Below are 20820 nucleotides of genomic sequence, written 5' to 3'. Positions count from 1 at the left end.
GAGTTTTCTTTCCCGGTAAGTGACTAGACCCGCCAGCGGGACAGCCTGCGTTCGATCAGGACGAGGACGGCGTTCAGCGACAGCCCGAGAACCGAGATCGCGACGATGCCCGCGTACATGTTGGGGATCTGGAAGTTGAACTGGGACGCGGTGATCAGGTAGCCGAGCCCGGCCTTCGCCCCGACCATTTCGGCGGCGATCAGCACGAGGATGGACGACGCCGCGGCCATCCGGATGCCGGTGAAGATGGTGGGGACCGCCGCGGGCAGCACGACCTTCTGGAACAGCCGCACCGGCGACAGTCCGAGTGAGGAGGCCGACTTGATCAGCAGCGGGTCGACGGTGCGGACACCGGAGATCGTGTTCAGCAGGATCGGGAACGTGCACGCGTAGATGACGAGGGCGATCTTGGATTCCTCGCCGATGCCGAGAATGAGGATGAAGACGGGAAGCAACGCCAGCGCCGCTGTGTTGCGGAACAGTTCGAGGATCGGGTTCAGGAAGTCCGAGACGGGCCGGTACCACGCGATCGCGATGCCCAGCGGAATCGCGATCACGACCGCCACGAAGAATCCGATCAGGGCGCGGGAGAGGCTCGCCGACACGTGCTGCCACAGTTCACCGCTGCCGACCAGATCGGCGAACGCTTCGACGACGGTGCTGAACGGGGGCAGAAACACCTCGTCGACGAGACCGACGCGGGGTGCGATCTCCCACAGCGCGAGGAAGACGACGATCGCGATGGACGGCTTGAGGATGCGCCAGGCGATGGGCCCCAGGGTCGCACCGACCCGCCGGCCGACACCCGGATCCGGTGGGACCGGAGCGGGCGTCCGGGGCGCTGCCGGATCGGTTGCGACGGGAGCTTCCGGTGCCGCGAGTGCGCTAGACATGTGCTTCCTCCTTCTCGATCACCTGCGCACGCTCCACTTCGCCGTGCAGCAGCGTCCAGATGCGGTGTCGGTAGTGCCGGAACTGCTCGTTGGACCGGACGTCCTCACCCGAGCGGTCGATGTCGATGTCCACGAACGTCTTCACCCGGCCCGGCCGCGACGTCAGGACCGCGACCCGTTGCCCGAGGTAGATGGCCTCGTCGATGCCGTGGGTGATGAACAGAATGGTCTTGCCGGTGGCCTTCCAGATGCGCAGCAGTTCGTCCTGCAGCGACTCCCGGGTCTGGGCGTCGAGCGCGGCGAACGGCTCGTCCATCAGCAGCACTTCGGGGTCGAACGCCAGGCTGCGGGCGATCGCGACGCGCTGCTTCATGCCGCCCGACAGCTCGTGCGGGTACCGGTCGCCGAACCCCTTCAGGCCGACGAGTTCGAGGTAGTGCTCGGCGAGTTCGCGCCGTTCCTTCTTGGGCAGCCCCTTGGCCTCGAGCCCGAACTCGATGTTGTGCCGGGCCGTGCGCCACGGCAGGAGGGCGTACTGCTGGAAGACGATTCCGCGGTCCAGACCCGGCCCGGTGACCGGCTTTCCGTCGAGCAGGATCCGGCCCGACGTGGGCGTGCTGAGCCCACCGAGGAGGTCGAGCAGCGTGGACTTTCCGCACCCACTCGGCCCGACGAGGACGAGGAACTCACCGTCCGCGAGATCGATGTCGATGTCTTCGATCGCGGTGAACTTGTCCTTCGACCCGCGCACGTCGAACTGTTTGGTGACGTGTTCGAGGCGGAGCTTGGGCGTCTGAACCCGGTCGGGGTTCGGAGCGATGGTGCTCATTTCTGTCCTTCCAGTACTTCTCCGTCGGGCCCGCTCTCGGGCTGGAACGTGCCGTTGGCGTACGGGTTGAATTCGTTGGTGTAGAGGTCGGTTGCGGTCAACTTGCCCTCGTCGAGCTCACCGTTCCGGACAAGCCAGTCGATCCACGTCTGCAGCTCCTTCTCCTGGATCACGGCTCCGGCGACGGGAATTCCGGAGCTGCGCCAGTAGTCGATGGCGTCGTCGCTCTCGTTGCGGCCGCGCTTGCCGATGATGCTCTTCAGCCGTGCGACCACCTCCTCGCGCGGCGTCACCTGGGTCCACCGGATGGCCCGCGCGGTGCCCTGCACGAAGTCCGCGACGGCGCCCTTGTTCTTCGCGAGGAAGTCGTCCCGCACGACGTAGGTGCCGTAGCTGAACGCACCGAACAGGTCCCGGTCCGTGAACAGGGGCCGGATGCCCCCGCGCTCCTGCGCGGTCTCGCGGAAGATGCCGTTGATGGCGGCCACGTCGATCTGCCCTTCCCGCAGGGCGGTCTCGTTGTTCACCGGAGGCACGACGGTCAGCTCCACCTGCTTGATCTCGTCCTGGGTCAGCCCCTGCTGGGCCAGCCACTCCCGGACCAGGAACTCGTGGTGCGCGCCGAGCGTGTTCATCCCGACCTTCTTGCCGATCAGGTCCCGCGCCGAGCGAATGGGACTGCCATCGAGCACGAAATACCCCGTGTACTCGCCGGCGTCCGCGCCGTAGGAACTCAGCACCGACGTGATCGGTGCCCCCGCGGCGTTGAGCTTGACGACGGCCCCGTTGAAGGCCGAGCCGAACTCGATGTCACCGGTGGCCGCGGACTGGATGTCCTGCGGGCCGCTGGTGGTGTCGCCGACCCATTCGAGCTTGATCTTGTCGTAGTACCCCAGGTCCTCGGCGAGTTCGTGGAATCCGACGTCGCCGGCCCACCCCTGGTAGCGCAGGACCGTCTTTCCGTCCTCGGTGGTGGCGGTATCCGACGAGCCGCCGCAGCCCGCCACTCCCGAGGCCACGGTGAACAGTGCTGCGGTGGCGGCGAGTGCGCGCAGGGCGCCGCGCCGGAACCGGGAGTGGGACATCGACATCACTTTCTTCTCGCCGGGGTACGGAGCGGAGTTCACTTGGCGGCCAGTGCCTGGCCGTCGGGACCGCTGTCGGCGGGGTACGTGCCGTTGGCGTACGGGTTGTATTCGTTGGTGTAGACGTCGGCGGGCGTGAGCTTGCCGTCCTCGAGTTCGCCGTTGCGGACGAGCCAGTCGATCCACGTCTGGATCTCCTTGTCGGTGATTACGCCACCGGGGCCGGCGACGCCCGGCGACTTCCAGTAGTCGACGAGATCCGTGGTCTCGTTGCGGCCGCGACGGGTGATGATGTCCTTGAACTTCGCGATCACCTCGTCCCGCGGGGTCGTCTGGGTCCACCGGATGGCCCGCGCGGTGCCCTGCACGAAGTCGGCGACGGCGTCCTTGTTCTTCGCGATGAAGTCGTCGCGGAACAGCAGCGAACCGTAGGTGAAGGACCCGAAGATGGATTCGTCGGTGAACAGCGGGCGAATGCCGCCCCGTTCGACGGCCTTGTCCCGGAACACACTTCCGAGGGTTCCGACGTCGATCTGTCCCTGCCGCAGCGCCTGCTCGGTGTTCACCGGCGGCACGACGACCAGCTCCACCTGCTTGATCTCGTCCGGGGTCAGGCCCTCCCGCGCCAGCCACTCACGCACGAGGAATTCGTGGTGCGCACCCAGCGTGTTCATCCCGACCTTCTTGCCGATCAGGTCGCGGGCGGACGTGATCGGGCTTCCGTCGAGGACGTAGTACCCGTTGAACGTCTCCTTGTCGGAGCCGTAGTACCCGATGACCGAGGTGATCGGCGAGTCGGCCGCGGCCAGCTTCAGCACCGCGCCGTTGAACGCTCCACCGAAGTCCGTCTGACCGGTGGCGGCGTTCTGAATGCTCTGCGGCCCACTGGTGGTGTCGCCGATCCAGTTCAACTCGACCTTCTGGTAGTAGCCGAGATCGGCCGCGAGTTCCGGGAAGGAGACCTGACCGGTGCTGCCCTCGTAGCGGAGTACCGTCTTGCCGTCGGCGGTCGTGGTGGCCTCGGAACCGGAGCAGGCGGCGGCGAGACTGGTGAAGGTGAGCAGGGCGACGGCGGCTGCCAGAGTCCGCGCGAGACGTGGACGAATCATCGAAGGTCTTCCTAGTGTGTGATGCCCGCGGACGACGGTGCGGCGGGTCGTGCGACGCGCACTTCCGCCCGCGTGCGGCGATCGCCGGGCGAGGTGGACGGAACGTGCGGAAAAAGGGGTGCGAAAAAGCCAGGTCAGCTACGACAGCTGGAACACTGGAACATGGCAGACTCCCTGGAGGTGGTGTGGTCGCCACACCATACGTCCCGACCCGCCACCAGGGTCAACGGTTACGCGCACCGCGGATTTTATGTCTGGACCGCACGTAGGATATCGGCATGCCCACTGCGACGTTGGTAGACGAATTCGAGTCCCACCGGCGGCATCTGCTCTCCGTGGCCTATCGCCTGACGGGAAGCGTCAGCGACGCGGAGGACGCCGTCCAGGAGTCGTGGCTGCGACTCGACGACGCCGGTGCCACCGACATTCGCGACCTCGGCCCGTGGCTCACGACGGTGGTCGGGCGGATCTGCCTCGACCGGTTGCGTTCGGCCGCGGTGCGACGGGAACAGTATGTCGGCCAATGGCTTCCGGAACCGATCGTCACCAGTCTGTCGCCGTCGGCCGAACCGGATCCACTGGAAGCGGTTGTCCGGGAGGAGGACAACCGCCTCGCGGCGCTGATCGTGCTCGACACGCTCACCCCGCAGCAGCGGGTCGCGTTCGTGCTGCACGACGGATTCGAGGTGCCGTTCGACGAGGTCGCGGACATTCTCGGGATCACCACGCCGGCAGCGCGTCAACTCGCGTCGAGAGCCCGCAAGGCCGCCGCCGCAACCACACCCGCCGTGCCCGACGAGGAGCATGCCCTCGCCGTGCAGCGACTGCTCGAGGCACTGGCCGCGGGCGATCTCGACGCGGTGGTCGCGGCACTGCATCCGGAGGCCGTGGTCATCGGCGACGCGAACGGCACCACCAGCACCGCCGTCAACGTCGTCCGGGGTGCAGACAAGTTCGCGCGATTCTTCCTCGGCCTCCTGCAGCGATACGGACCGGACATCTTCACCACCATCCAGCCGGTTCTCGTCAACGGCCAGCTCGGCGTCTTCACCGCGGGGTACACCGGCGACGAAGCCCACCGCAGTTCGCCGCCGCGAGTGGGTGGGTTCACCGTCCGGGACGGTCTCGTCTACGCGGCGTACGACATCGCCAATCCGGAGAAGTTCACCGGGATCAGGCTCCCGGACGGTCCTCCGTGACCGCGGTGTCGTCGGCCCACGGCACCCGGCACGAATCGGTGCCGAATCCCTGCTCCGTGATGCCCAGCGCCGAGTACATCCGTGCCCGCATGTTCTCGATGCCGATCTGATAGGACAGTTCGACCACCCCGGCGCGGCCGAAGCGGCGCTCCAGATCCGCCACCTGTTCGTCGGTGACGGTGGTGGGCGTCGTCGTCATCGCGTCCGCGTACGCGATGGCCGCGCGCTCGTCGTCGCTGTACGCCGGGAACTCGGCGTAGTCGGCGATGTGCCGGAGCCGCTCCACGTCCAGACCGTCGAGGCGTTGGAGCATCGTTCCGAAGTCCACGCACCACGAGCAGCCGACCGTCCACGCCACGCGGTAGACGGCGATCTCCCGGACGTTGGCGGGAAGTACGGTCGACGCCTTCTGCACCGCCAGCTCGTGGCGGGCGGACGCGACGAACAGCTTGCGGTGATGGGCGAGCACGGCGAACGGCTCGGGCACCTCGTCGAACTTGTGGGCAGCGAACTTGTACGCGACCTTGACCAGCGGGCTCGCGTCGGCCGGGGCCACTGCGGGAATGCGGGGCATTGCGTCCTCCATCGTCACCGGGCGCCCTGTGCGCGCCGTCTACCGAGAAGACGAGACAGCCCCGCCGAACGTGACACGGCCCTGTGCAACCGTCGGTGTCACACCGACTACGCTGCAGTAATGCCCGCAACGCCGCGCAACCGCACCGTCGAGCGCTTGCAGCCGTTCGCGTCCACCATCTTCGCCGAGATGACCGCACTCGCCGTGAGCAACGACGCCATCAACCTCGGCCAGGGGTTCCCCGACACCGACGGTCCGGCGTCGATGCTCGACACCGCGCGGCAGGCCATCGCGGACGGGCTCAACCAGTACCCTCCCGGCCCCGGCATGCCCGTGCTCCGCCACGCGGTCGCGGCCGACCGGCTGGCCCGGTACGGGCTCGACCACGACCCCGATTCGGAGGTGCTGGTCACCGTCGGCGCCACCGAGGCCATCAGCGCGGCGATTCTGGGTCTCGTCGAACCGGGCGAGGAAGTGGTGCTGATCGAGCCGTACTACGACTCGTACGCGGCGTCGGTCGCGCTGGCGGGCGCGGTGCGGCGCAGCGTGCCGCTCGCCCGGTCCGGTGCGGCGTTCGTCGTCGACCTCGACGCGCTGCGGGCCGCGATCACACCGAAGACCCGGATGCTGGTGATCAACACCCCGCACAACCCGACGGGCACCGTGTTCACCCCCGACGAGATCGCCGCCGTCGCGGAACTGGCCTGCGAGCACGACCTGCTGGTGCTCAGCGACGAGGTGTACGAGCACCTGGTCTTCGACGGCCGGACGCACACCGCCCTGGCCACCCTGCCGGGAATGTACGAGCGGACCGTCTCGGTGTCGAGCGCCGCCAAGACGTTCAACGTCACCGGGTGGAAGATCGGCTGGGCGTGCGGTCCGGCCGAACTGATCGACGCGGTGCGAACCGCGAAGCAGTACATGTCCTTCGTCGGCGGCGGCCCGTTCCAGCCGGCGATCGCACACGCGCTGACCCACGAGCAGCGGTGGGTGACGCAGTTGCGGGACAGTCTGCAGACGAAGCGGGACGTGCTGTACGACGCGCTCGTCGCGGCCGGCCTGGACGTCCATTCGGGCGGCGGCACGTACTACCTGTGCGCTGACATCACCACGATCGGCGAGCGGGACGGCATCGAGTTCTGCCGCAATCTCCCGGCGCGCATCGGTGTCGCCGCGGTGCCGGTCAGCGTGTTCACCGACCATCCGGAACCCTGGAATCCGATGGTGCGCTTCGCGTTCTGCAAACAGGATGCCGTGCTCGAGGAGGCCGCACGGCGGCTCCGGACACTGGGAAAACCCGGATCGTGACTGCCCGCACCATCCCCGCCGACTTCGTGCGGCGGTCGCTCGAACTGTCGGCGCACAGCGGGGCCGACCTCTCCCCCGCGCTGTCCGCGGCAGGAATCACGACGGCATCGCTCGAAGACCCGCTGGCCCGGCTGACGCCGACGCAGGTCACCGCATTCACCCAGGCGGTCTGGCAGATCACGGGCGACGAATTGTTCGGACTCGGTCCGGCCCCCGTCCCGCGCGGCACTTTTCGGCTCGTGTGCCTCGCCCTGATCCACACCGCGGATCTGTCCGCGGCCCTCGAGCGGATGGCCGACATCCTCCGCGCACTGCCGTCCCTGCCGCCACTGCACATCGGTCCCGGCGTCAACGGCGGAACCCGGATGACCATCGACATCCGCCCGGGCTCGGCGGCGCCGGCGACCGAGGACGGGCCGGCGTCGGTCGAGTCGGTGCGCGTCATCACCGACTTCCTGCTGATACTGCTTCACCGGTTCGCGGCCTGGCTCGTGGGCAAGAGGGTCCGGTTGCTGGCGGTGGAACTGCCGTATCCGGCTCCGCTGCCGCAGCTCGCCGAAAATTACGATCACATCTTCGGTGTTCCCGTGACATTCGATTCCGACATCCCCGCAATCGAATTCGACAACGCGGTGATGCGGGCCCCCATCATCCAGACCGAGGAGACCCTCGAGGACTACCTGCGGGAGTCCCCGACGCTGCTGATGTCGGAACGCGACTACGACAGCACGGCGTCGGCGCAGGTACGCCGGGTTCTCGAACACGGCAAGAAGGGCCGCACCTCGACCGCCGAGGACATCGCGGAGATGCTGTCGATCAGCGTCCCCCACCTTCGCCGCCTGCTCCGGCAGGACGGGACGTCGCTCAACCAGTTGCGGGAGGAAGTGCTCCGCGACGCCGCCGTCGCCGGTCTCCGGCGCGGAGAATCCGTGGAGGATCTGTCGGCGCGGCTCGGGTTCTCCGAGCCCAGCGCCTTCCGTCGCGCCTTCAAACGCTGGACCGGAAGCACACCCAGCGCGTATCGGTGAGTGTTCCGTGTCCGGGGTGTGCTGCGTCAGCTGACGCAGAACTCGTTGCCCTCCGGATCGGCCATCGTGATCCACTCACTCGGACCCTGGCGACCCCGGTGGAGCACGGTGGCGCCGGATTGCTCCAGCTTCTCGGCGACCTCGTCGCGCCCGTCTCCCACCCGGAGGTCCAGATGAAGTCGATTCTTCACCGTCTTCGATTCGGGAACCCGCTGAAACAGCACGCGGGGACGCTCCGAGTGTTCCGGATCGCGGATGGCCGCACCCTCCCGCCAGACCAGGACACCCTCGAACTCCATGGTGTCCGATTCCTGCGCGTGGCCGGCCCGGACGAGGCCCCGGATGAACTCCTCGTCGCTGGGTTCCACCTCCCAGCCGAGTGTCTGCGCCCACCATCGGGCCAGGGTATGCGGGTTCTCCGAGTCCACGGTGACGTGAAATTCATATCCCATGCGCCGACGGTACAGCGGGATACCGACAGGTCCGGAGCGGTCGAATCCGTGAGCCCTGCCGACCGCTTCAGGGCCTGACCAGGATCCGGATGGGACTCCCCTCGTGATTCGCGAGCTTCTCGATGCCCGTCGCCACCTCCTCGAGCGGCACGATCTCGCTGATCGAACGGGACAGGTCGAGGCGGCCGCGGGACACCAGTTCGGCGAGGGTCTCGATGTCGACATTCTTGTACCCCAGATGGCCGAGCACCTGCTTCTGCGACAGCCCGAACTGCGCTGTCGTGCCCACCGACGCCTCCTGCGCGCTCAACCCGACCGCGACGAGACGGCCACCCACGGTCAGGAAGTCGAGCGCCTGCTCGAACGTCACCTTCAGTCCGGCGGCGTCGAACGCGACGTCCAGCATCCGGCCGCCGGTCGCCTCCGCGACCTTCTCCTTCAGGTTCTCCTCCCGGGAGTCGAAGGAGTAGTCGGCGCCGAGTTCGAGGGCGCGTTCGCGCACAGCGGGATTGACGTCGAACGCGATCACCGGAACGGCCCCCACCAGACGCGCCAGCTGCACGATGTGGGTGCCGACTCCGCCCACGCCCCACACTCCGACGGTCTCCCCGACCACGACCTTGCCGGTGCGCACGACCGCACCGAACGGCGTCGACACCGCGTCGGCGAGGATGGCCGCCTGCTCGAACGGCACGTTGTCGGGGATGCGGGTCAGTCCCCCGGCCTGCGCCACCGTGTACTCGGCCCACGCGCCGTCGTAGGCGAATGCCATGAGCTGGATGTGCAGGCAGTTGGTGAGGTCGCCGCGGCGGCAGTTGCGGCACGCGAGACAGGGCCTGCCCGCCGACGGCACCACCCGGTCGCCCTCGGACCAACCGGTCACTCCGGCACCGAGTTTCGCGATGGTCCCCGAGGCCTCGTGCCCCTGGGTCACCTCGGGCAGCAGCGCGGGAAACGTGCCGTCGATCAGACTCAGATCGGAATGGCAGATGCCGCAGAACTCCACCTTGACGAGCACTTCACCCGGACCCGGCTCCGGAATCGGAACATCCTCGACAGCAATGGTTTTGGTGACCGCATGAAATCGTTCCGCCCGCATGGTCCCGGCCATTGCCCGCCCCTTCGTCGTCGTTGCCTCCGACCGTACCCGCGAACCGCGCCCAGGTGTGCATGATTCAGACCACCGCCGGGCGTGTCCGGTCGAGTGCCAGGTGGACGGCGAGCCCGCCGAGGACACTTCCCATCACGACCTTCTGGGCGCGGATCCACACCGGACGGCCCGACAGGACAGACGCGACAGTTCCTGCAACACAGACGATCAGCGCGTTCACCGTGAGCGCGACGGCGATCTGGATGCCGCCGAGCAGCAGGCTCTGCGACCAGACGGGACCGGCGCCGGGGTGAACGAATTGCGGTATCAGGGCCAGGTACATCACCGCGATCTTCGGGTTGAGCAGGTTCGTCGTGAAGCCCATCAGGAACAGCCGGGCCGACGAATCCCGGGGCAGGGTGCGGGTAGGCGCGAACGGCGCGCTCCCACCGGGGCGCAGCGCCTGCCACGCCAGCCAGCCCAGATAGCACGCGCCGGCCACCTTCAGCGCGGTGTACGCCTGCGGGACGGCGGTGAACACCGCCGAAATACCCAGTGCCGCAGCCGCGAGATAGCACAGGAACCCGGCGGCGACCCCGCCGAGCGAGACCAGACCGGCAGTCCGGCCCTGAGTGATGCTGCGCGAGACCAGATACACCATATTGGGTCCCGGAGTGAGAACCATTCCGAGCGCGATCGCCGCCACCCCGAGTACCGCCGTCGAATCGATCATGTCCGTGACGATCCCACCACGGCGACTCGCCGTCACGGTCCAGTCCGGCCTCGGTGGACCTGCGTCCGGGTTGCATTCGTCGACGACCAGTGGGAACGTCGGAAGAGTAAAGCGTTGTCCAATCCGAAAGGGTGAAACACGAGTTATGCGTTTGGCAGTAGCCGACAACTACCCCACGCGGGACCGCAACGAGTGCACGATGACCGTCCGCCAGGATCCGGTCACCTGGTTCGACCCGAAACGGGGTGATACCCGGTCCGGTCCGCTCACCGCGAATCAGATTGCCGACTACGACGCACGCGGGTACCACTCCGCCGACGCGATCATCCCACCACGCGACGTGTTCAACCTGGTCGACGAGATGACCCGCCTCGCCGAGACCGACACGTTGCGCGGCGACGACCGCGTGGTGCGGGAGAACGGCGACGGCGCCGTCCGTTCGGTGTTCGACGTCCACCGACTCAGCGGCATCGTCGACGAGATCATCCGCCGTCCCGAGGTGGTGGGCATCGCCCGGCAGATCCTCGGGTCGGACGTCTACGTCCACCAGTCGCGGCTCAACTTCAAGCCCGGTTTCACCGGCGGACCGTTCTACTGGCACTCCGACTTCGAGACGTGGCACGCCGAGGACGGCATGCCCGCGCCCCGGGCCGCGAGCATCTCGATCGCGCTCACCGAGAACTACGGGCACAACGGCGGGCTGATGATCATGCCCGGATCCCACCGCGCGTACGTCTCGTGCGCAGGCGAGACGCCGGCCGACTACCACAAGGAGTCACTGGTCAGCTACGTGCCACCGACGGGTTCGCCCGATCAGTCGACGCTCACCCGGATGGCCAACGAGTACGGCATCGACACGATGACGGGACCGGCCGGTTCCGCCACCGTCTTCGATTCCAACTGCATGCACGGTTCGAACGGCAACATCACTCCGTTCGCGCGGTCCAATCTCTTCATCGTGTTCAACAGCATCGAGAACACACTGGACGAACCGTTCTCGGCGCCCGCGCCGCGTCCCGGCTACCTCGGGAGCCGCGATTTCACCCCGGTGCGGTAGCGAGCACCACGACATACCGCGGCCCCGCTCCTTGATTCGGGAACGGGGCCGCGGTCTGCCGATGCCACGAAACCCGTAGCCTTCGCGGCACGCTGCATGCGACGATGACTGGGCACGGTTCGACCGCCCGGCCACGGGCGCCGGCCGAACCCCTCATCTCCCGGAACGGGGAATGATGTTTGCCTACATCGCCCGCACGGTCGTCGCGCACCCCTGGCAGATCATCGCGGCCTGGGTGGTTGCCGCCGTCGCCGTCATTCTGTTCTCCCCCAGCCTCGACGACTACACCACCGGAAACCAGCAGAGGTTCCTGCCCAGTTCATTCGAGTCCTCCGAGGCGCAGGCAGTCGGCAACCAGTACTTCCCCAGTCTGTCCGGCGCCACCGGAAGCCTGGTGGTGGTTCGCGCCGACGGCGCCGCGCTGTCGCCCACCGATCAGCAGACGGCGTTGAATCTCGCTACCTCACTGCAGAATTCGGCGATTCCCGGAGTGGTGAGTGTGCAGGGCTCGCCGACGTCGCTGTCCACCGACGGGAAGGCCGCCGCACTGCAGGTCGTGTTCGCCGGACAACCCGGCGACGACCAGGTCAACGACGCCGTCCCGGTCGTCCGCGACCAGGCCAGGCAACAACTGAACGGCACCGGCCTCGTCAGCGGACTGACGGGGAACGCCGCCATTCAGGTCGACACAACCGCCGCATACGACAACGCGGACAAGGTCATCACGATCGCCACGGTCATCGTCATCCTGACCCTCCTCGGCCTGATCTTCCGCAGTCCCGTCATCGCGGTCCTACCGGTGGTCGTCATCGGCGTGGTGCTGTCGGTGGTCACCGGGCTGACCGCCGTGCTCGCCGATCTGTTCGATTTCGAGGTCAGCACGTCGCTGCAGTCGATCCTCGTCGTCGTCCTCTTCGGTGTCGGCACCGACTACATCGTCTTCCTGCTGTTCCGCTACCGCGAGCGTCTCCGGCAGCAGGCCGCGGCGGGTTCCACCGCCGACACCCATCGGGAAGCACTCGTCTTCTCCACCGACGTCGTCGGACGGGTCGTCGCGTCGTCGGCGCTCACGGTCATCGTCGCGTTCGCCGCACTGCTCCTGGCGAAACTCGGTTCGCTCACCACCCTCGCCCCCGGTCTCATCGTCGCCGTCGCCGTCATGCTCGTGACGGCGTTGACGCTGATCCCCGCCGTGTTCACCGTCCTCGGCCGGCATCTGTTCTGGCCGCTCGGTCCGGGACACGACAGCCCGCACACCCCGTTCGCATCGATCGGCACCGCGATCGGCCGCCGCCCCGCGGTCTTCGCCCTCGCGATCGGCGTCGTCCTGCTCGCGTTGGCCTCGTTCGCGTCCGGGTACAAATCGACCTACAACACCCTCGGTGAACTGCCCTCCGACACCCCGTCGCAGCAGGCGTTCGACACCCTCGGACAGTCCTTCCCCGCGGGTGCGCTCAGCCCGACCCAGGTGTACGTCGTGGCCCCCGGACCGCTCGATCCCGCAACGCTCGCCCCGCTCGTCACCGCCCTGTCACAGGTGCCGGGGGTGTCCTCGGTGGCCCCGCCGCGACCCAGCCAGAACGGCACGGCCGCGCTCGTCAGCGTGATCCTCGCCGACGACCCCTACGACAACTCGGCTCTCGACCTGGTGGAGGGCCCGGTCCGCGACGCCGCCCACGGCGCGGTCCCGGGCGCGGAAGTTGTTGTGGGAGGGCAGACGTCCACCTTCGTCGACGTCCGCGCGCAACTCGCGAAGGATACGCGTCTCGTGTTCCCCGTCGCGGCGGTCGCGATCGCGCTGATCCTCGCACTGCTGCTGCTCGCGGTGCTGGCTCCGGTCAATCTGCTGATCTGCGTCGCGCTGACGTTCGTCGCCACGCTCGGGGCGGTGGTGCTGCTGTTCCTGCACGGCCTCGGATACCCGGGAATCGACTTCTCGATCCCCATCGTGCTGTACCTCTTCGTCGTCGCGATCGGCACCGACTACAACATCCTGCTCGCCTCCCGGTTGCGGGAAGAATTCCGCAACGGTTACTCCTCGCGCGACGCGGCACGGATCGCCGTCTCCAACGACGCCCCCACCGTCGCGGCCGCCGGGCTGATCCTGGCCCTGACGTTCGCATCCCTGACCCTCACCGGTCTTGCGAACCTCGCCGAACTCGGCTTCGGAGTCGCGGTCGGCGTCGCGATCGCCGCCTTCGCGATGGCACCCATGCTGGTGCCGAGCCTGTCGGCTCTCGAAGGTCGCGCCTTCTGGTGGCCCAGCCGGCAGAAGACCACCATCGACACCGGCGACGAGCGCGAACCCGCCGTGCGGCGATAGCTGCCGCGGCATTCCCGGCAGACGCAGCGACAGTGGGAACATACGTTCGATCATCGGGTAGCATGGCGGCATGACTTCCGCGGATGCGCGGTACGCGCTCCAGGCCTCGCTGTTCGACGACGCGTCGGGCGGTGTCGAGTTGGGCGAGCTCGGACGGACGGTGCAGCGTCGGACGCTGACGGCGGGAGCGTGGGTGGATGTGCGTTCGGGATGGCTGACCGGGTCGGACGAGCTGTTCACGACTCTCGCGGAGACAGTGCCGTGGCAGGCGGAGCGGCGCCAGATGTACGACCGAGTGGTGGACGTGCCGCGGCTCGTCCGGTTCTACCCCGAGGGCGAACCGCTCCCGGACCCGCTCCTCGCCTCCGCCCGCGCCGCCCTGAGCAGGCATTACCGGTCGGAGTTGGGCGAAGACTTCGCGACGTCGGGATTGTGCTTCTACCGCGACGGCTCCGACAGCGTCGCCTGGCACGGCGACGACACGGGCCGGAGCCGCACCGAAGACACGATGGTCGCCATCCTCTCGCTCGGCACTGCGCGACCGCTGCTGCTGCGTCCGCGCGGCGGCGGGCACTCGATCCGGTACTCGCTCGGCCACGGCGACCTGCTGGTGATGGGGGGTTCCTGCCAGCGCACCTGGGAGCATTGCGTACCGAAGAGCACCCGCCCGCTCGGACCGCGGATCAGCGTCCAGTTCCGGACGAGAGGCGTGCGGTGATCACCCGCGCCGGGTCGCCACCGCCTGGGACAGGCGGTCCAGCTGCGCCGCCGTCGTGTTCCAGTCGATGCACGCGTCGGTGATGGACTGACCGTACGTGAGGTCCTCGGCCTTCCCCAGCGTGAGGTCCTGGCGGCCGGCCTCGATGAAGCTCTCCACCATCACCCCGACGATCCCCTTCTCGCCGACCTCCAGCCGGGTCGCGATGTCCTCGAGAACGTCGACCTGCTTCTCGTGGTTCTTGCTGCTGTTGCCGTGGCTGGCGTCGATGACGACCCGCTCCGGCAGGCCGGCCTTGCGCAGCCGGGCAATGGTGTCGGCCACCGTCTCGGCGTCGTAATTGGGTCCGTCGCTGCCGCCGCGCAGGATGACGTGGCAGTCGGGGTTGCCGAGGGTGCGGATCAGGGCCGCCTGACCGTCGAGATCGGTGCCGGGGAAGACGTGGCTCGCCGCCGCGGCGCGGGTGCCGTCGACCGCGACCTGCACGTCGCCCTCGGTCGAGTTCTTGATTCCGACGGGCATCGACAGGGCGCTGCACAGCTGCCGGTGCACCTGGCTGGCGGCGGTGCGCGCACCGATCGCGCCGTAGGTGACCAGGTCCGCGATGTACTGCGGCATGATCGGGTCGAGGAATTCGCACCCGACCGGAAGTCCGAGCGACGACACGTCCAGCAGCAGCTTGCGGCCCATGCGGATCCCGGTGTCGATGTCGAACGTGCCGTCCAGGTGGGGGTCGTTGAGCAGGCCCTTCCAGCCGAGCGTGGTGCGCGGCTTCTCGAAGTAGACGCGCATGACGATGTGCAGGTCGTCGCGCAGTTCCTCGGCCTTCGCGGCCAGGCGGCGGGCGTAGTCCATGGCGGCGGCCGGATCGTGCACCGAGCAGGGGCCGACGACGACGAGCAGGCGGTCGTCGTCGCCGTTCAGCACGTTCACCGTGTCGGCGCGGCCCGAACGCACGGTCGCGGACGCGACGTCGTCGGGGGCATGCTCGGCACGGACCGTGGACGGGGCGACCAGTGGGCTGATGCTCACGGTGCGCTGGTCGTCCAGCCGATCAGTGCTGGTGGTGTCGAGAGTTGCAGTCATGGGTTCGGGTTCCTGTTCTCAGGCCGGCCCTCGAAGACTGTGACGATTCCCGCGAGCCGGTCTGTAATCCGGCTCTGGGGTGGAAGAAGTCAGCGCAAGGTTACGCCGACCGGCCCACCCGGGGCCGGCCTGCTAAACCAGAAATATGCGCGCTGCATGGCGCCCACCATAACGGCTGCCCCCGATCGGCGCCACACCTACCCCCCGCCCCTGACATTTGTCACGGTGAGGTCGTGACGGACGTGTGGGGGCCGGCGGCCGTCCGGATCGCACGCTGAATGCATGACATCGACAGAACTCCGCACCTCCGCGAAGGCCGCCGCGTCGTCGGCTCCGGCCGTGAGCCTGCGGGGCGTCCACAAGCGCTTCGGTGACGTCCACGCCGTCCGGGGGCTGGACCTCGAGATCCGGCCCGGTGAGATCGTCGCCTTCCTCGGCCCCAACGGCGCCGGGAAGACCAGCACGATCGACATGGTCCTCGGATTGTCCCGGCCCACGTCCGGCGAGGTGGCGGTGTTCGGCACCGACCCGCGCACCGCGATCGCGAAGGGCCTCGTCTCCGCCGTCATGCAGACCGGCGGTCTGCTGAAGGAGTTGACGGTCGAGGAGACCGTCCGGCTCACCGCGAGCCTGTTCGCCGACACGCGGCCGGTCGACGAGGTCCTCACCCGGGCCGGCATCGCGGATCTCGGAAAACGATTGGTGGGCAAGTGTTCCGGCGGGCAGCAACAACGTCTGCGGTTCGCGATGGCGCTGCTGTCCGACCCCGAACTGCTGATCCTCGACGAGCCGACGACGGGCATGGACGTCGAGGGCAGGCGCGACTTCTGGTCCGCGATCCGCGCCGACGCCAGCGGGCGGACGGTGGTGTTCGCGACGCACTACCTCGAGGAGGCCGACGCGTACGCCGACCGGATCGTGCTGGTACGCAAGGGAAGAGTGGTGGCCGACGGCACCGCCGCCGAGGTGAAGGCGCTCGCCGCCGGGCGCACGGTCCGCGCCCACTTCCCCGGCGCCGACAAGGAACAGCTGTTCGCGATCCCCGGCGCCGACAGCATCGAAGTGCGCGGCGACAGCGTGCTCGTCCACTCCCGGGACACGGATGCCGTCGCGCGTCACCTACTCACACAGACCCCCGCCTGCGACCTCGAGATCGTCTCCCGGGGCCTCGAGGACGCCTTCATCGCGCTCACGTCCGACGACACCGATCCGGAAGGACAGAACCGATGACCACCCTCGCCGCGAGCCGCCGCGTCCCGCCACTCGGGGGCCTGAATCCGACCCTCCTCGGACTGGAAGTCCGCCGCCTGCTGCGTAATCGGCGCACGATGATCATCACTTTGGTGATGCCCGTCGCCTTCTTCCTCATCTTCGGTCTCAACCCCGACTACGCGGGCGAGAGCGCGGGCAACGGGAACGTGTCGGCGTACGTGATGATCAGCATGGCGCTGTACGGCGCGATGATCGCCACGACGAGCGGCGGCGCGATGGTGTCGGTGGAGCGGGCGTCGGGGTGGAGCCGGCAACTGCGACTCACCCCGCTGGCTCCCGGGGTCTACATCCTCGTCAAGGTGCTCGTCGCGATGATGCTCGGGCTCCTCGCGGTCGGCGTCGTCTACACCGTGGGCGCGTTCACGTCCGTCCACATGGACACTTCGCTGTGGTTCGCGACGGCCCTGATCACGTGGCTGGGCTCCGCGGTGTTCGCCGCCTTCGGCCTCTTCATGGGTTATCTGCTGCCGAGCGAGAACGTCATGCAGATCCTCGGCCCGGGACTCGCTGTGCTCGGCTTCGCGGGCGGCCTGTTCATGCCGCTGCAGGACGGTTCGGTGTGGGCGTCGATCGCGCAGTTCATGCCGACCTACGGGCTCAGCCAGTTGGTGCATGCACCGCTCACCGGCGATGCGATGCAGTGGACGTGGCCGGTCAACGTCGCGGTGTGGCTGGTGATCTTCGTCGGCGGCGCGGCGTGGCGGTTCCAGCGCGACACCGAGCGGGTGTGACGGCGGTATCGTGACCTCCGTGAGCACCCCCGACGGTCCCGTCGTCACCAGGCGATGGGGCCGTTTCGGTTTCCTGTTCGCCGCCGCGTGGACGGTGTTTCTCGTCCAGCCGTTCCTCGACGGCTGGGCCGACCGCGATCACCTCCGGGGCTGGATCGCGATGATCGCCACCCTCGCGTTCGCGATCACGTACCTCGGGATGTTCCGGTGGTCGCATACCCGTCGGGCGCACAACGAGTTTCGGCCACCACTGAACCAGGCGATCCCGATCATGGTGGCCCTGTTCGCACTCGCGGCCGTCATGGTGGTGTCCGTCGGGCCCTCGGGTTTGTCGGCCGCCGTGTTCCTCGCGGTGTCAGCCATCATCCTGCTGCCCGCGTGGCTCGGCGGACTCACCGCGCTGAGTGTCGCGGCCCTGGTCGAGGTGATCTCGTCGGCCATGGACTGGGGGTCGGGGACCGGACTGTCGCTGGGGGTGTGCGCGGCGGCATTCGCGATGTTCGGGGTGACCAAGCTGATCAACCGCAACATCGAACTGGTCCGGGAGCGGGAGGAGAGCGAACGGCTCGCGGTGCAGGAGGAACGCACCCGGATGGCCCGGGACCTCCACGACATCCTCGGGCACTCCCTCACCGTCATCACCGTCAAGGCCGAACTCGTGGGCCGCCTCCTCGACCTCGACCTCGACCGCGCCCGCACGGAAGTGGCCGACCTGGAACGGCTTTCCCGCGACGCACTCGCCGACGTCCGGCAGGCGGTCCAGGGAATCCGGGGGCTGTCCCTCCCGATGGAGATCGCCAGGGCCGCGGAGGCATTGCGGTCCGCGGGGATCGAGGCCGACCTGCCCAACAGCACCGAGTCGGTGCCAACCGGCCTCCGCGAGTTGTTCGCGTGGACGGTGCGCGAAGGCGTCACCAACGTGGTCCGGCACAGCGGGGCGACCCACTGCACGGTGACGGTCGCCGCGCACGAGGTCGCCATCGTCGACGACGGCTCGGGCTGTGACGAATCCGCGCACGGCAACGGATTGGTCGGTCTGCGCGAGCGTGCGGCCGCAGCCGGAGCACGGGTCGTCATCACACATCCACAGCCGGGCGGATTCTCGTTGCAGGTAGTGAGAGAAGAGGTTTCGTGACGATCCGGCTGCTCCTCGCCGACGACCAGGCCCTCGTCCGCGGCGCCCTCGCCGCCCTGCTCGACCTGGAGGCGGACCTCACCGTCGTCGCCGAGGTCGGGCGCGGCGACGAGGTGGTCGCGGCGGCCCGCGAGCACTCCCCCGACGTCGCGCTCCTCGACGTCGAGATGCCCGGGCTGGACGGGATCGCCGCGGCCGCGGCCCTGCGCGCCGAGCTGCCGCAGACCCGGGTCCTGATCGTGACGACGTTCGGTCGTCCCGGCTACCTCCGCAAGGCCCTGCAGGCGGGGGCGTCGGGGTTCGTCGTGAAGGACACCCCGGCCCGGCAGTTGGCCGACGCCGTCCGCCGCGTCCATGCCGGACTGCGCGTCGTCGATCCCACCCTGGCCGCCGACAGCCTCGTCAGCGGGGAGTCCCCGCTCACCGACCGCGAAACCGACGTCCTGCGCGCGGCACGCGACGGCGCTCCCGTCGCGTCGATCGCCGCGGCGCTGTTCCTGTCCGCGGGCACGGTGCGCAATCACCTCTCCTCGGCGATCGGCAAGACCGGTGCCAGCACCCGCGCCGAGGCCGTCCGCCTCGCGGAGTCCAACGGCTGGCTGTAGGCGCTTCGCGCCCGTGCGCCTTTTTGGTTGTTCCAGCTACCAAAAAGGCGCACAGGGCCGAAGGCCCCATTGCTTATATCGTGAGTGTGTGCTCATAATATGGGTGTACCTGTGACACCAGTCACTGCCCCGCCTCCTCGTAAGGACGCGCACATGTCAGATGTAGGAATCCTGATCAACACTGCGATCGCCGTAGCGGCGGTGGTGCTGTTGATCGTGCGTTTCAAGTTCAACCCGGTGGTGTCGCTGGTCGTCGGCTCCGCGTATCTCGGACTTACGACAGGTCTCGGCACGGCCGAGACGGTGAAGGTCATCAGCACCGGTTTCGGCGACATCATGGCCGAAGTGGGACTGCTGATCGCCTTCGGCGTCCTGATGGGCGCCATGCTGAAGGAAATGGGCGCGATCCAGCGCCTGGTCGGGACGTTGCTGCACGTGTTCGGGCCGAAACGGATGCCCTATGCGCTGTCGCTGACGATCGCGACGCTGCTGCAATCGATCTTCCTCGACGTCCTGCTGGTGATCTCTGCGCCGCTCGCCCGCAACCTCGCACCGAAGGTCGGCCGGGTCGGCACCGCCCGCATGGCCACCGCGCTGGCCATCGGTCTGGAGTGCGGCATCGTGCTCATGGTTCCCGGCGTCGGCGCGCTCGCCCTCGCCGGACTCCTCGGTGTGCCCCTCGGCAAGATGCTGATCTGCGGATTGATCCTGGTGATCCCGACCGTCGCGATCTCGGTGGCGATCATGTCGTTCCTGTTCACCCGCGGTTGGTGGAACCCGGAGAAGGACGAGGAGCACTTCCACCAGACGGTCGTCGACGACGAGGAAGAGACCTGGACCGACGGCGGTAGCGGCGGCACGGCCCCGCGACCCGACGCCGGCGGGGGCGTCGCCCAGGCGCAGCGCACCGAGGCCGTCACCGCCGAGCGGACGCAGCACGACCGCCCCCTGATCCTGCTCCTCGCTCCCCTGCTCGTCTCGCTCCTGCTGATCGCCACCGGCGCGATCCTGGACATCGCCGACATCAGCAACCCGGTCGTCTCGTTCGTGTCGGAGCCGCTGATCGCGCTGTTGATCGGTCTGATCGGCACCAGTTTCGTCGGGCGGATCACCGTCGGGCAGCATCGCGTTCAGAAGGCGATCGCCAGCGGGTTCAGCGAGAGCGGCCAGATCCTCATCCTGACCGGGGTGGGCGGGTCGCTCGCCGCGACCATCGCCGCCGCCGGACTCGGCGACATCCTCGGTCAGTACTTCACCGCCAATCACGCGGCTCCGCTGCTGATGGTCTGGGTGATCGCCGCCGTCCTGCACGTCGCCGTCGGTTCCGTGACCATCTCCGCCATAACCGCGGCAGGCGTCCTCGCACCCATCGCGCCGACCCTCGGCCTCGACCCCGTCCTCATCGCCCTCGCGGCCGGCGCCGGTTCCCTGTTCGCGGTGCACGTCACCAGCAACACGTTCTGGCTGCTGCAATCCTTGATGGGTCAGACCACACGCGGCACGCTGAAGACGTGTTCGGTGGGAGTATCAGTGGCATCGGTCGTCGCCATACTGCTCGTCCTGCCCATGAGCCTCGTTCTCTGAGCGTCACTA

The 20820-nt window shown here is 68.1% G+C and carries 20 protein-coding genes; 11 read left to right on the top strand and 9 right to left on the bottom strand.

The window, feature by feature from the left end; all coding sequences use genetic code 11:
* Positions 1-23 precede the first annotated feature (23 nt).
* From ACFTWF_RS06060 to ACFTWF_RS06045, 4 genes are read right to left on the bottom strand one after another with little or no spacing between them, the layout of a single operon-like run.
* Positions 24-893 (bottom strand): ABC transporter permease, encoded by an 870-nt coding sequence (locus tag ACFTWF_RS06060; RefSeq protein WP_378460366.1) that lies wholly within the window; start codon positions 891-893, stop codon positions 24-26.
* A complete protein-coding gene (locus ACFTWF_RS06055) occupies positions 886-1722 on the bottom strand; it encodes an ABC transporter ATP-binding protein (protein WP_073362836.1) in 837 nt (278 codons plus the stop codon). Before ACFTWF_RS06055 ends, ACFTWF_RS06060 begins: the two co-directional genes overlap by 8 nt.
* The gene (locus ACFTWF_RS06050; protein ID WP_378460563.1) at positions 1719-2807 is read right to left on the bottom strand and encodes an ABC transporter substrate-binding protein; all 1089 of its coding nucleotides are present in this window, start codon (positions 2805-2807) and stop codon (positions 1719-1721) included. Before ACFTWF_RS06050 ends, ACFTWF_RS06055 begins: the two co-directional genes overlap by 4 nt.
* A 38-nt stretch (positions 2808-2845) precedes the next feature.
* Positions 2846-3916 carry an ABC transporter substrate-binding protein gene (locus ACFTWF_RS06045; RefSeq protein WP_378460365.1) on the bottom strand — a complete coding sequence of 357 codons (1071 nt, stop codon included), beginning with the start codon at positions 3914-3916 and terminating at the stop codon, positions 2846-2848.
* Between the two features lie 278 nt (positions 3917-4194).
* Here ACFTWF_RS06045 and ACFTWF_RS06040 point away from each other — a divergent pair, with 278 nt between their 5' ends.
* On the top strand, positions 4195-5115 hold the full coding sequence (locus ACFTWF_RS06040) for a sigma-70 family RNA polymerase sigma factor (RefSeq protein ID WP_378460364.1): 921 nt from the start codon (positions 4195-4197) through the stop codon (positions 5113-5115).
* Here ACFTWF_RS06040 and ACFTWF_RS06035 read toward each other — a convergent pair.
* Positions 5090-5689 carry a carboxymuconolactone decarboxylase family protein gene (locus ACFTWF_RS06035; protein WP_378460363.1) on the bottom strand — a complete coding sequence of 200 codons (600 nt, stop codon included), beginning with the start codon at positions 5687-5689 and terminating at the stop codon, positions 5090-5092. The two genes, ACFTWF_RS06040 and ACFTWF_RS06035, sit on opposite strands and share 26 nt — an antisense overlap.
* Positions 5690-5809: 120 nt before the next feature.
* Between ACFTWF_RS06035 and ACFTWF_RS06030 the strand changes: the two genes are divergently transcribed.
* Positions 5810-6997, top strand: a complete 1188-nt coding sequence (locus ACFTWF_RS06030) for a pyridoxal phosphate-dependent aminotransferase (protein ID WP_378460362.1) — start codon at positions 5810-5812, stop codon at positions 6995-6997.
* Positions 6994-8025, top strand: coding sequence for an AraC family transcriptional regulator (locus tag ACFTWF_RS06025; RefSeq protein ID WP_378460361.1), 1032 nt, complete (start codon positions 6994-6996; stop codon positions 8023-8025). The genes ACFTWF_RS06030 and ACFTWF_RS06025 overlap by 4 nt, the downstream gene beginning before the upstream one ends.
* Positions 8026-8051: 26 nt before the next feature.
* Here the strand turns inward: ACFTWF_RS06025 and ACFTWF_RS06020 are convergent, their stop codons facing one another.
* The 3 genes from ACFTWF_RS06020 to ACFTWF_RS06010 all read right to left on the bottom strand — a co-directional run bounded on the left by ACFTWF_RS06020 (position 8052) and on the right by ACFTWF_RS06010 (position 10300).
* The gene (locus tag ACFTWF_RS06020) at positions 8052-8477 is read right to left on the bottom strand and encodes a VOC family protein (RefSeq protein ID WP_378460360.1); all 426 of its coding nucleotides are present in this window, start codon (positions 8475-8477) and stop codon (positions 8052-8054) included.
* A 67-nt stretch (positions 8478-8544) separates the two neighbouring features.
* Positions 8545-9588: a zinc-binding dehydrogenase gene (locus ACFTWF_RS06015; protein ID WP_378460359.1), complete on the bottom strand. Its 1044-nt coding sequence runs from the start codon at positions 9586-9588 to the stop codon at positions 8545-8547.
* Between the two features lie 64 nt (positions 9589-9652).
* The gene (locus ACFTWF_RS06010; protein WP_378460358.1) at positions 9653-10300 is read right to left on the bottom strand and encodes a LysE family translocator; all 648 of its coding nucleotides are present in this window, start codon (positions 10298-10300) and stop codon (positions 9653-9655) included.
* A 145-nt stretch (positions 10301-10445) separates the two neighbouring features.
* Here ACFTWF_RS06010 and thpD point away from each other — a divergent pair, with 145 nt between their 5' ends.
* From thpD to ACFTWF_RS05995, 3 genes are all read left to right on the top strand, one after another.
* On the top strand, positions 10446-11357 hold the full coding sequence (gene thpD / locus ACFTWF_RS06005; RefSeq protein WP_378460357.1) for an ectoine hydroxylase: 912 nt from the start codon (positions 10446-10448) through the stop codon (positions 11355-11357).
* Positions 11358-11529: 172 nt separating this feature from the next.
* Positions 11530-13680, top strand: a complete 2151-nt coding sequence (locus ACFTWF_RS06000; protein WP_378460356.1) for an MMPL family transporter — start codon at positions 11530-11532, stop codon at positions 13678-13680.
* 70 nt (positions 13681-13750) lie between these two features.
* Entirely contained in the window at positions 13751-14398 is a 648-nt protein-coding gene (locus tag ACFTWF_RS05995) for an alpha-ketoglutarate-dependent dioxygenase AlkB (RefSeq protein WP_378460355.1), read from the top strand.
* Here ACFTWF_RS05995 and ACFTWF_RS05990 read toward each other — a convergent pair whose 3' ends face one another.
* Positions 14399-15484 (bottom strand): 3-deoxy-7-phosphoheptulonate synthase, encoded by a 1086-nt coding sequence (locus tag ACFTWF_RS05990; RefSeq protein WP_378460354.1) that lies wholly within the window; start codon positions 15482-15484, stop codon positions 14399-14401.
* 282 nt (positions 15485-15766) lie between these two features.
* Between ACFTWF_RS05990 and ACFTWF_RS05985 the strand changes: the two genes are divergently transcribed.
* The 5 genes from ACFTWF_RS05985 (at position 15767) to ACFTWF_RS05965 (ending at position 20811) form a co-directional block, all read left to right on the top strand.
* Entirely contained in the window at positions 15767-16714 is a 948-nt protein-coding gene (locus ACFTWF_RS05985) for an ABC transporter ATP-binding protein (RefSeq protein ID WP_378460353.1), read from the top strand.
* On the top strand, positions 16711-17487 hold the full coding sequence (locus tag ACFTWF_RS05980; protein WP_378460352.1) for an ABC transporter permease: 777 nt from the start codon (positions 16711-16713) through the stop codon (positions 17485-17487). The genes ACFTWF_RS05985 and ACFTWF_RS05980 overlap by 4 nt, the downstream gene beginning before the upstream one ends.
* A 19-nt stretch (positions 17488-17506) precedes the next feature.
* Positions 17507-18622 carry a sensor histidine kinase gene (locus ACFTWF_RS05975; protein WP_378460351.1) on the top strand — a complete coding sequence of 372 codons (1116 nt, stop codon included), beginning with the start codon at positions 17507-17509 and terminating at the stop codon, positions 18620-18622.
* Positions 18619-19227 carry a response regulator gene (locus ACFTWF_RS05970; protein WP_378460350.1) on the top strand — a complete coding sequence of 203 codons (609 nt, stop codon included), beginning with the start codon at positions 18619-18621 and terminating at the stop codon, positions 19225-19227. The genes ACFTWF_RS05975 and ACFTWF_RS05970 overlap by 4 nt, the downstream gene beginning before the upstream one ends.
* A gap of 153 nt (positions 19228-19380) precedes the next feature.
* Positions 19381-20811 (top strand): GntP family permease, encoded by a 1431-nt coding sequence (locus ACFTWF_RS05965; protein ID WP_378460349.1) that lies wholly within the window; start codon positions 19381-19383, stop codon positions 20809-20811.
* Positions 20812-20820: the final 9 nt, after the last annotated feature.

It is taken from the genome of Rhodococcus sp. NPDC056960, assembly GCF_042674125.1.
Lineage (GTDB): Bacteria > Actinomycetota > Actinomycetes > Mycobacteriales > Mycobacteriaceae > Rhodococcus_F.
This window is presented reverse-complemented; position numbering and strand designations above follow the sequence as displayed.

Bases quoted from the DNA above. Each gene is read 5' to 3' on its own strand.
- ACFTWF_RS06060 (WP_378460366.1), bottom strand. From the start codon at position 893: ATGTCTAGCGCACTCGCGGCACCGGAAGCTCCCGTCGCAACCGATCCG.
- ACFTWF_RS06055 (WP_073362836.1), bottom strand. From the start codon at position 1,722: ATGAGCACCATCGCTCCGAACCCCGACCGGGTTCAGACGCCCAAGCTC.
- ACFTWF_RS06050 (WP_378460563.1), bottom strand. From the start codon at position 2,807: ATGTCCCACTCCCGGTTCCGGCGCGGCGCCCTGCGCGCACTCGCCGCC.
- ACFTWF_RS06045 (WP_378460365.1), bottom strand. From the start codon at position 3,916: ATGATTCGTCCACGTCTCGCGCGGACTCTGGCAGCCGCCGTCGCCCTG.
- ACFTWF_RS06040 (WP_378460364.1), top strand. From the start codon at position 4,195: ATGCCCACTGCGACGTTGGTAGACGAATTCGAGTCCCACCGGCGGCAT.
- ACFTWF_RS06035 (WP_378460363.1), bottom strand. From the start codon at position 5,689: ATGCCCCGCATTCCCGCAGTGGCCCCGGCCGACGCGAGCCCGCTGGTC.
- ACFTWF_RS06030 (WP_378460362.1), top strand. From the start codon at position 5,810: ATGCCCGCAACGCCGCGCAACCGCACCGTCGAGCGCTTGCAGCCGTTC.
- ACFTWF_RS06020 (WP_378460360.1), bottom strand. From the start codon at position 8,477: ATGGGATATGAATTTCACGTCACCGTGGACTCGGAGAACCCGCATACC.
- ACFTWF_RS06015 (WP_378460359.1), bottom strand. From the start codon at position 9,588: ATGGCCGGGACCATGCGGGCGGAACGATTTCATGCGGTCACCAAAACC.
- ACFTWF_RS06010 (WP_378460358.1), bottom strand. From the start codon at position 10,300: ATGATCGATTCGACGGCGGTACTCGGGGTGGCGGCGATCGCGCTCGGA.
- thpD (WP_378460357.1), top strand. From the start codon at position 10,446: ATGCGTTTGGCAGTAGCCGACAACTACCCCACGCGGGACCGCAACGAG.
- ACFTWF_RS06000 (WP_378460356.1), top strand. From the start codon at position 11,530: ATGATGTTTGCCTACATCGCCCGCACGGTCGTCGCGCACCCCTGGCAG.
- ACFTWF_RS05995 (WP_378460355.1), top strand. From the start codon at position 13,751: ATGACTTCCGCGGATGCGCGGTACGCGCTCCAGGCCTCGCTGTTCGAC.
- ACFTWF_RS05990 (WP_378460354.1), bottom strand. From the start codon at position 15,484: ATGACTGCAACTCTCGACACCACCAGCACTGATCGGCTGGACGACCAG.
- ACFTWF_RS05985 (WP_378460353.1), top strand. From the start codon at position 15,767: ATGACATCGACAGAACTCCGCACCTCCGCGAAGGCCGCCGCGTCGTCG.
- ACFTWF_RS05980 (WP_378460352.1), top strand. From the start codon at position 16,711: ATGACCACCCTCGCCGCGAGCCGCCGCGTCCCGCCACTCGGGGGCCTG.
- ACFTWF_RS05965 (WP_378460349.1), top strand. From the start codon at position 19,381: ATGTCAGATGTAGGAATCCTGATCAACACTGCGATCGCCGTAGCGGCG.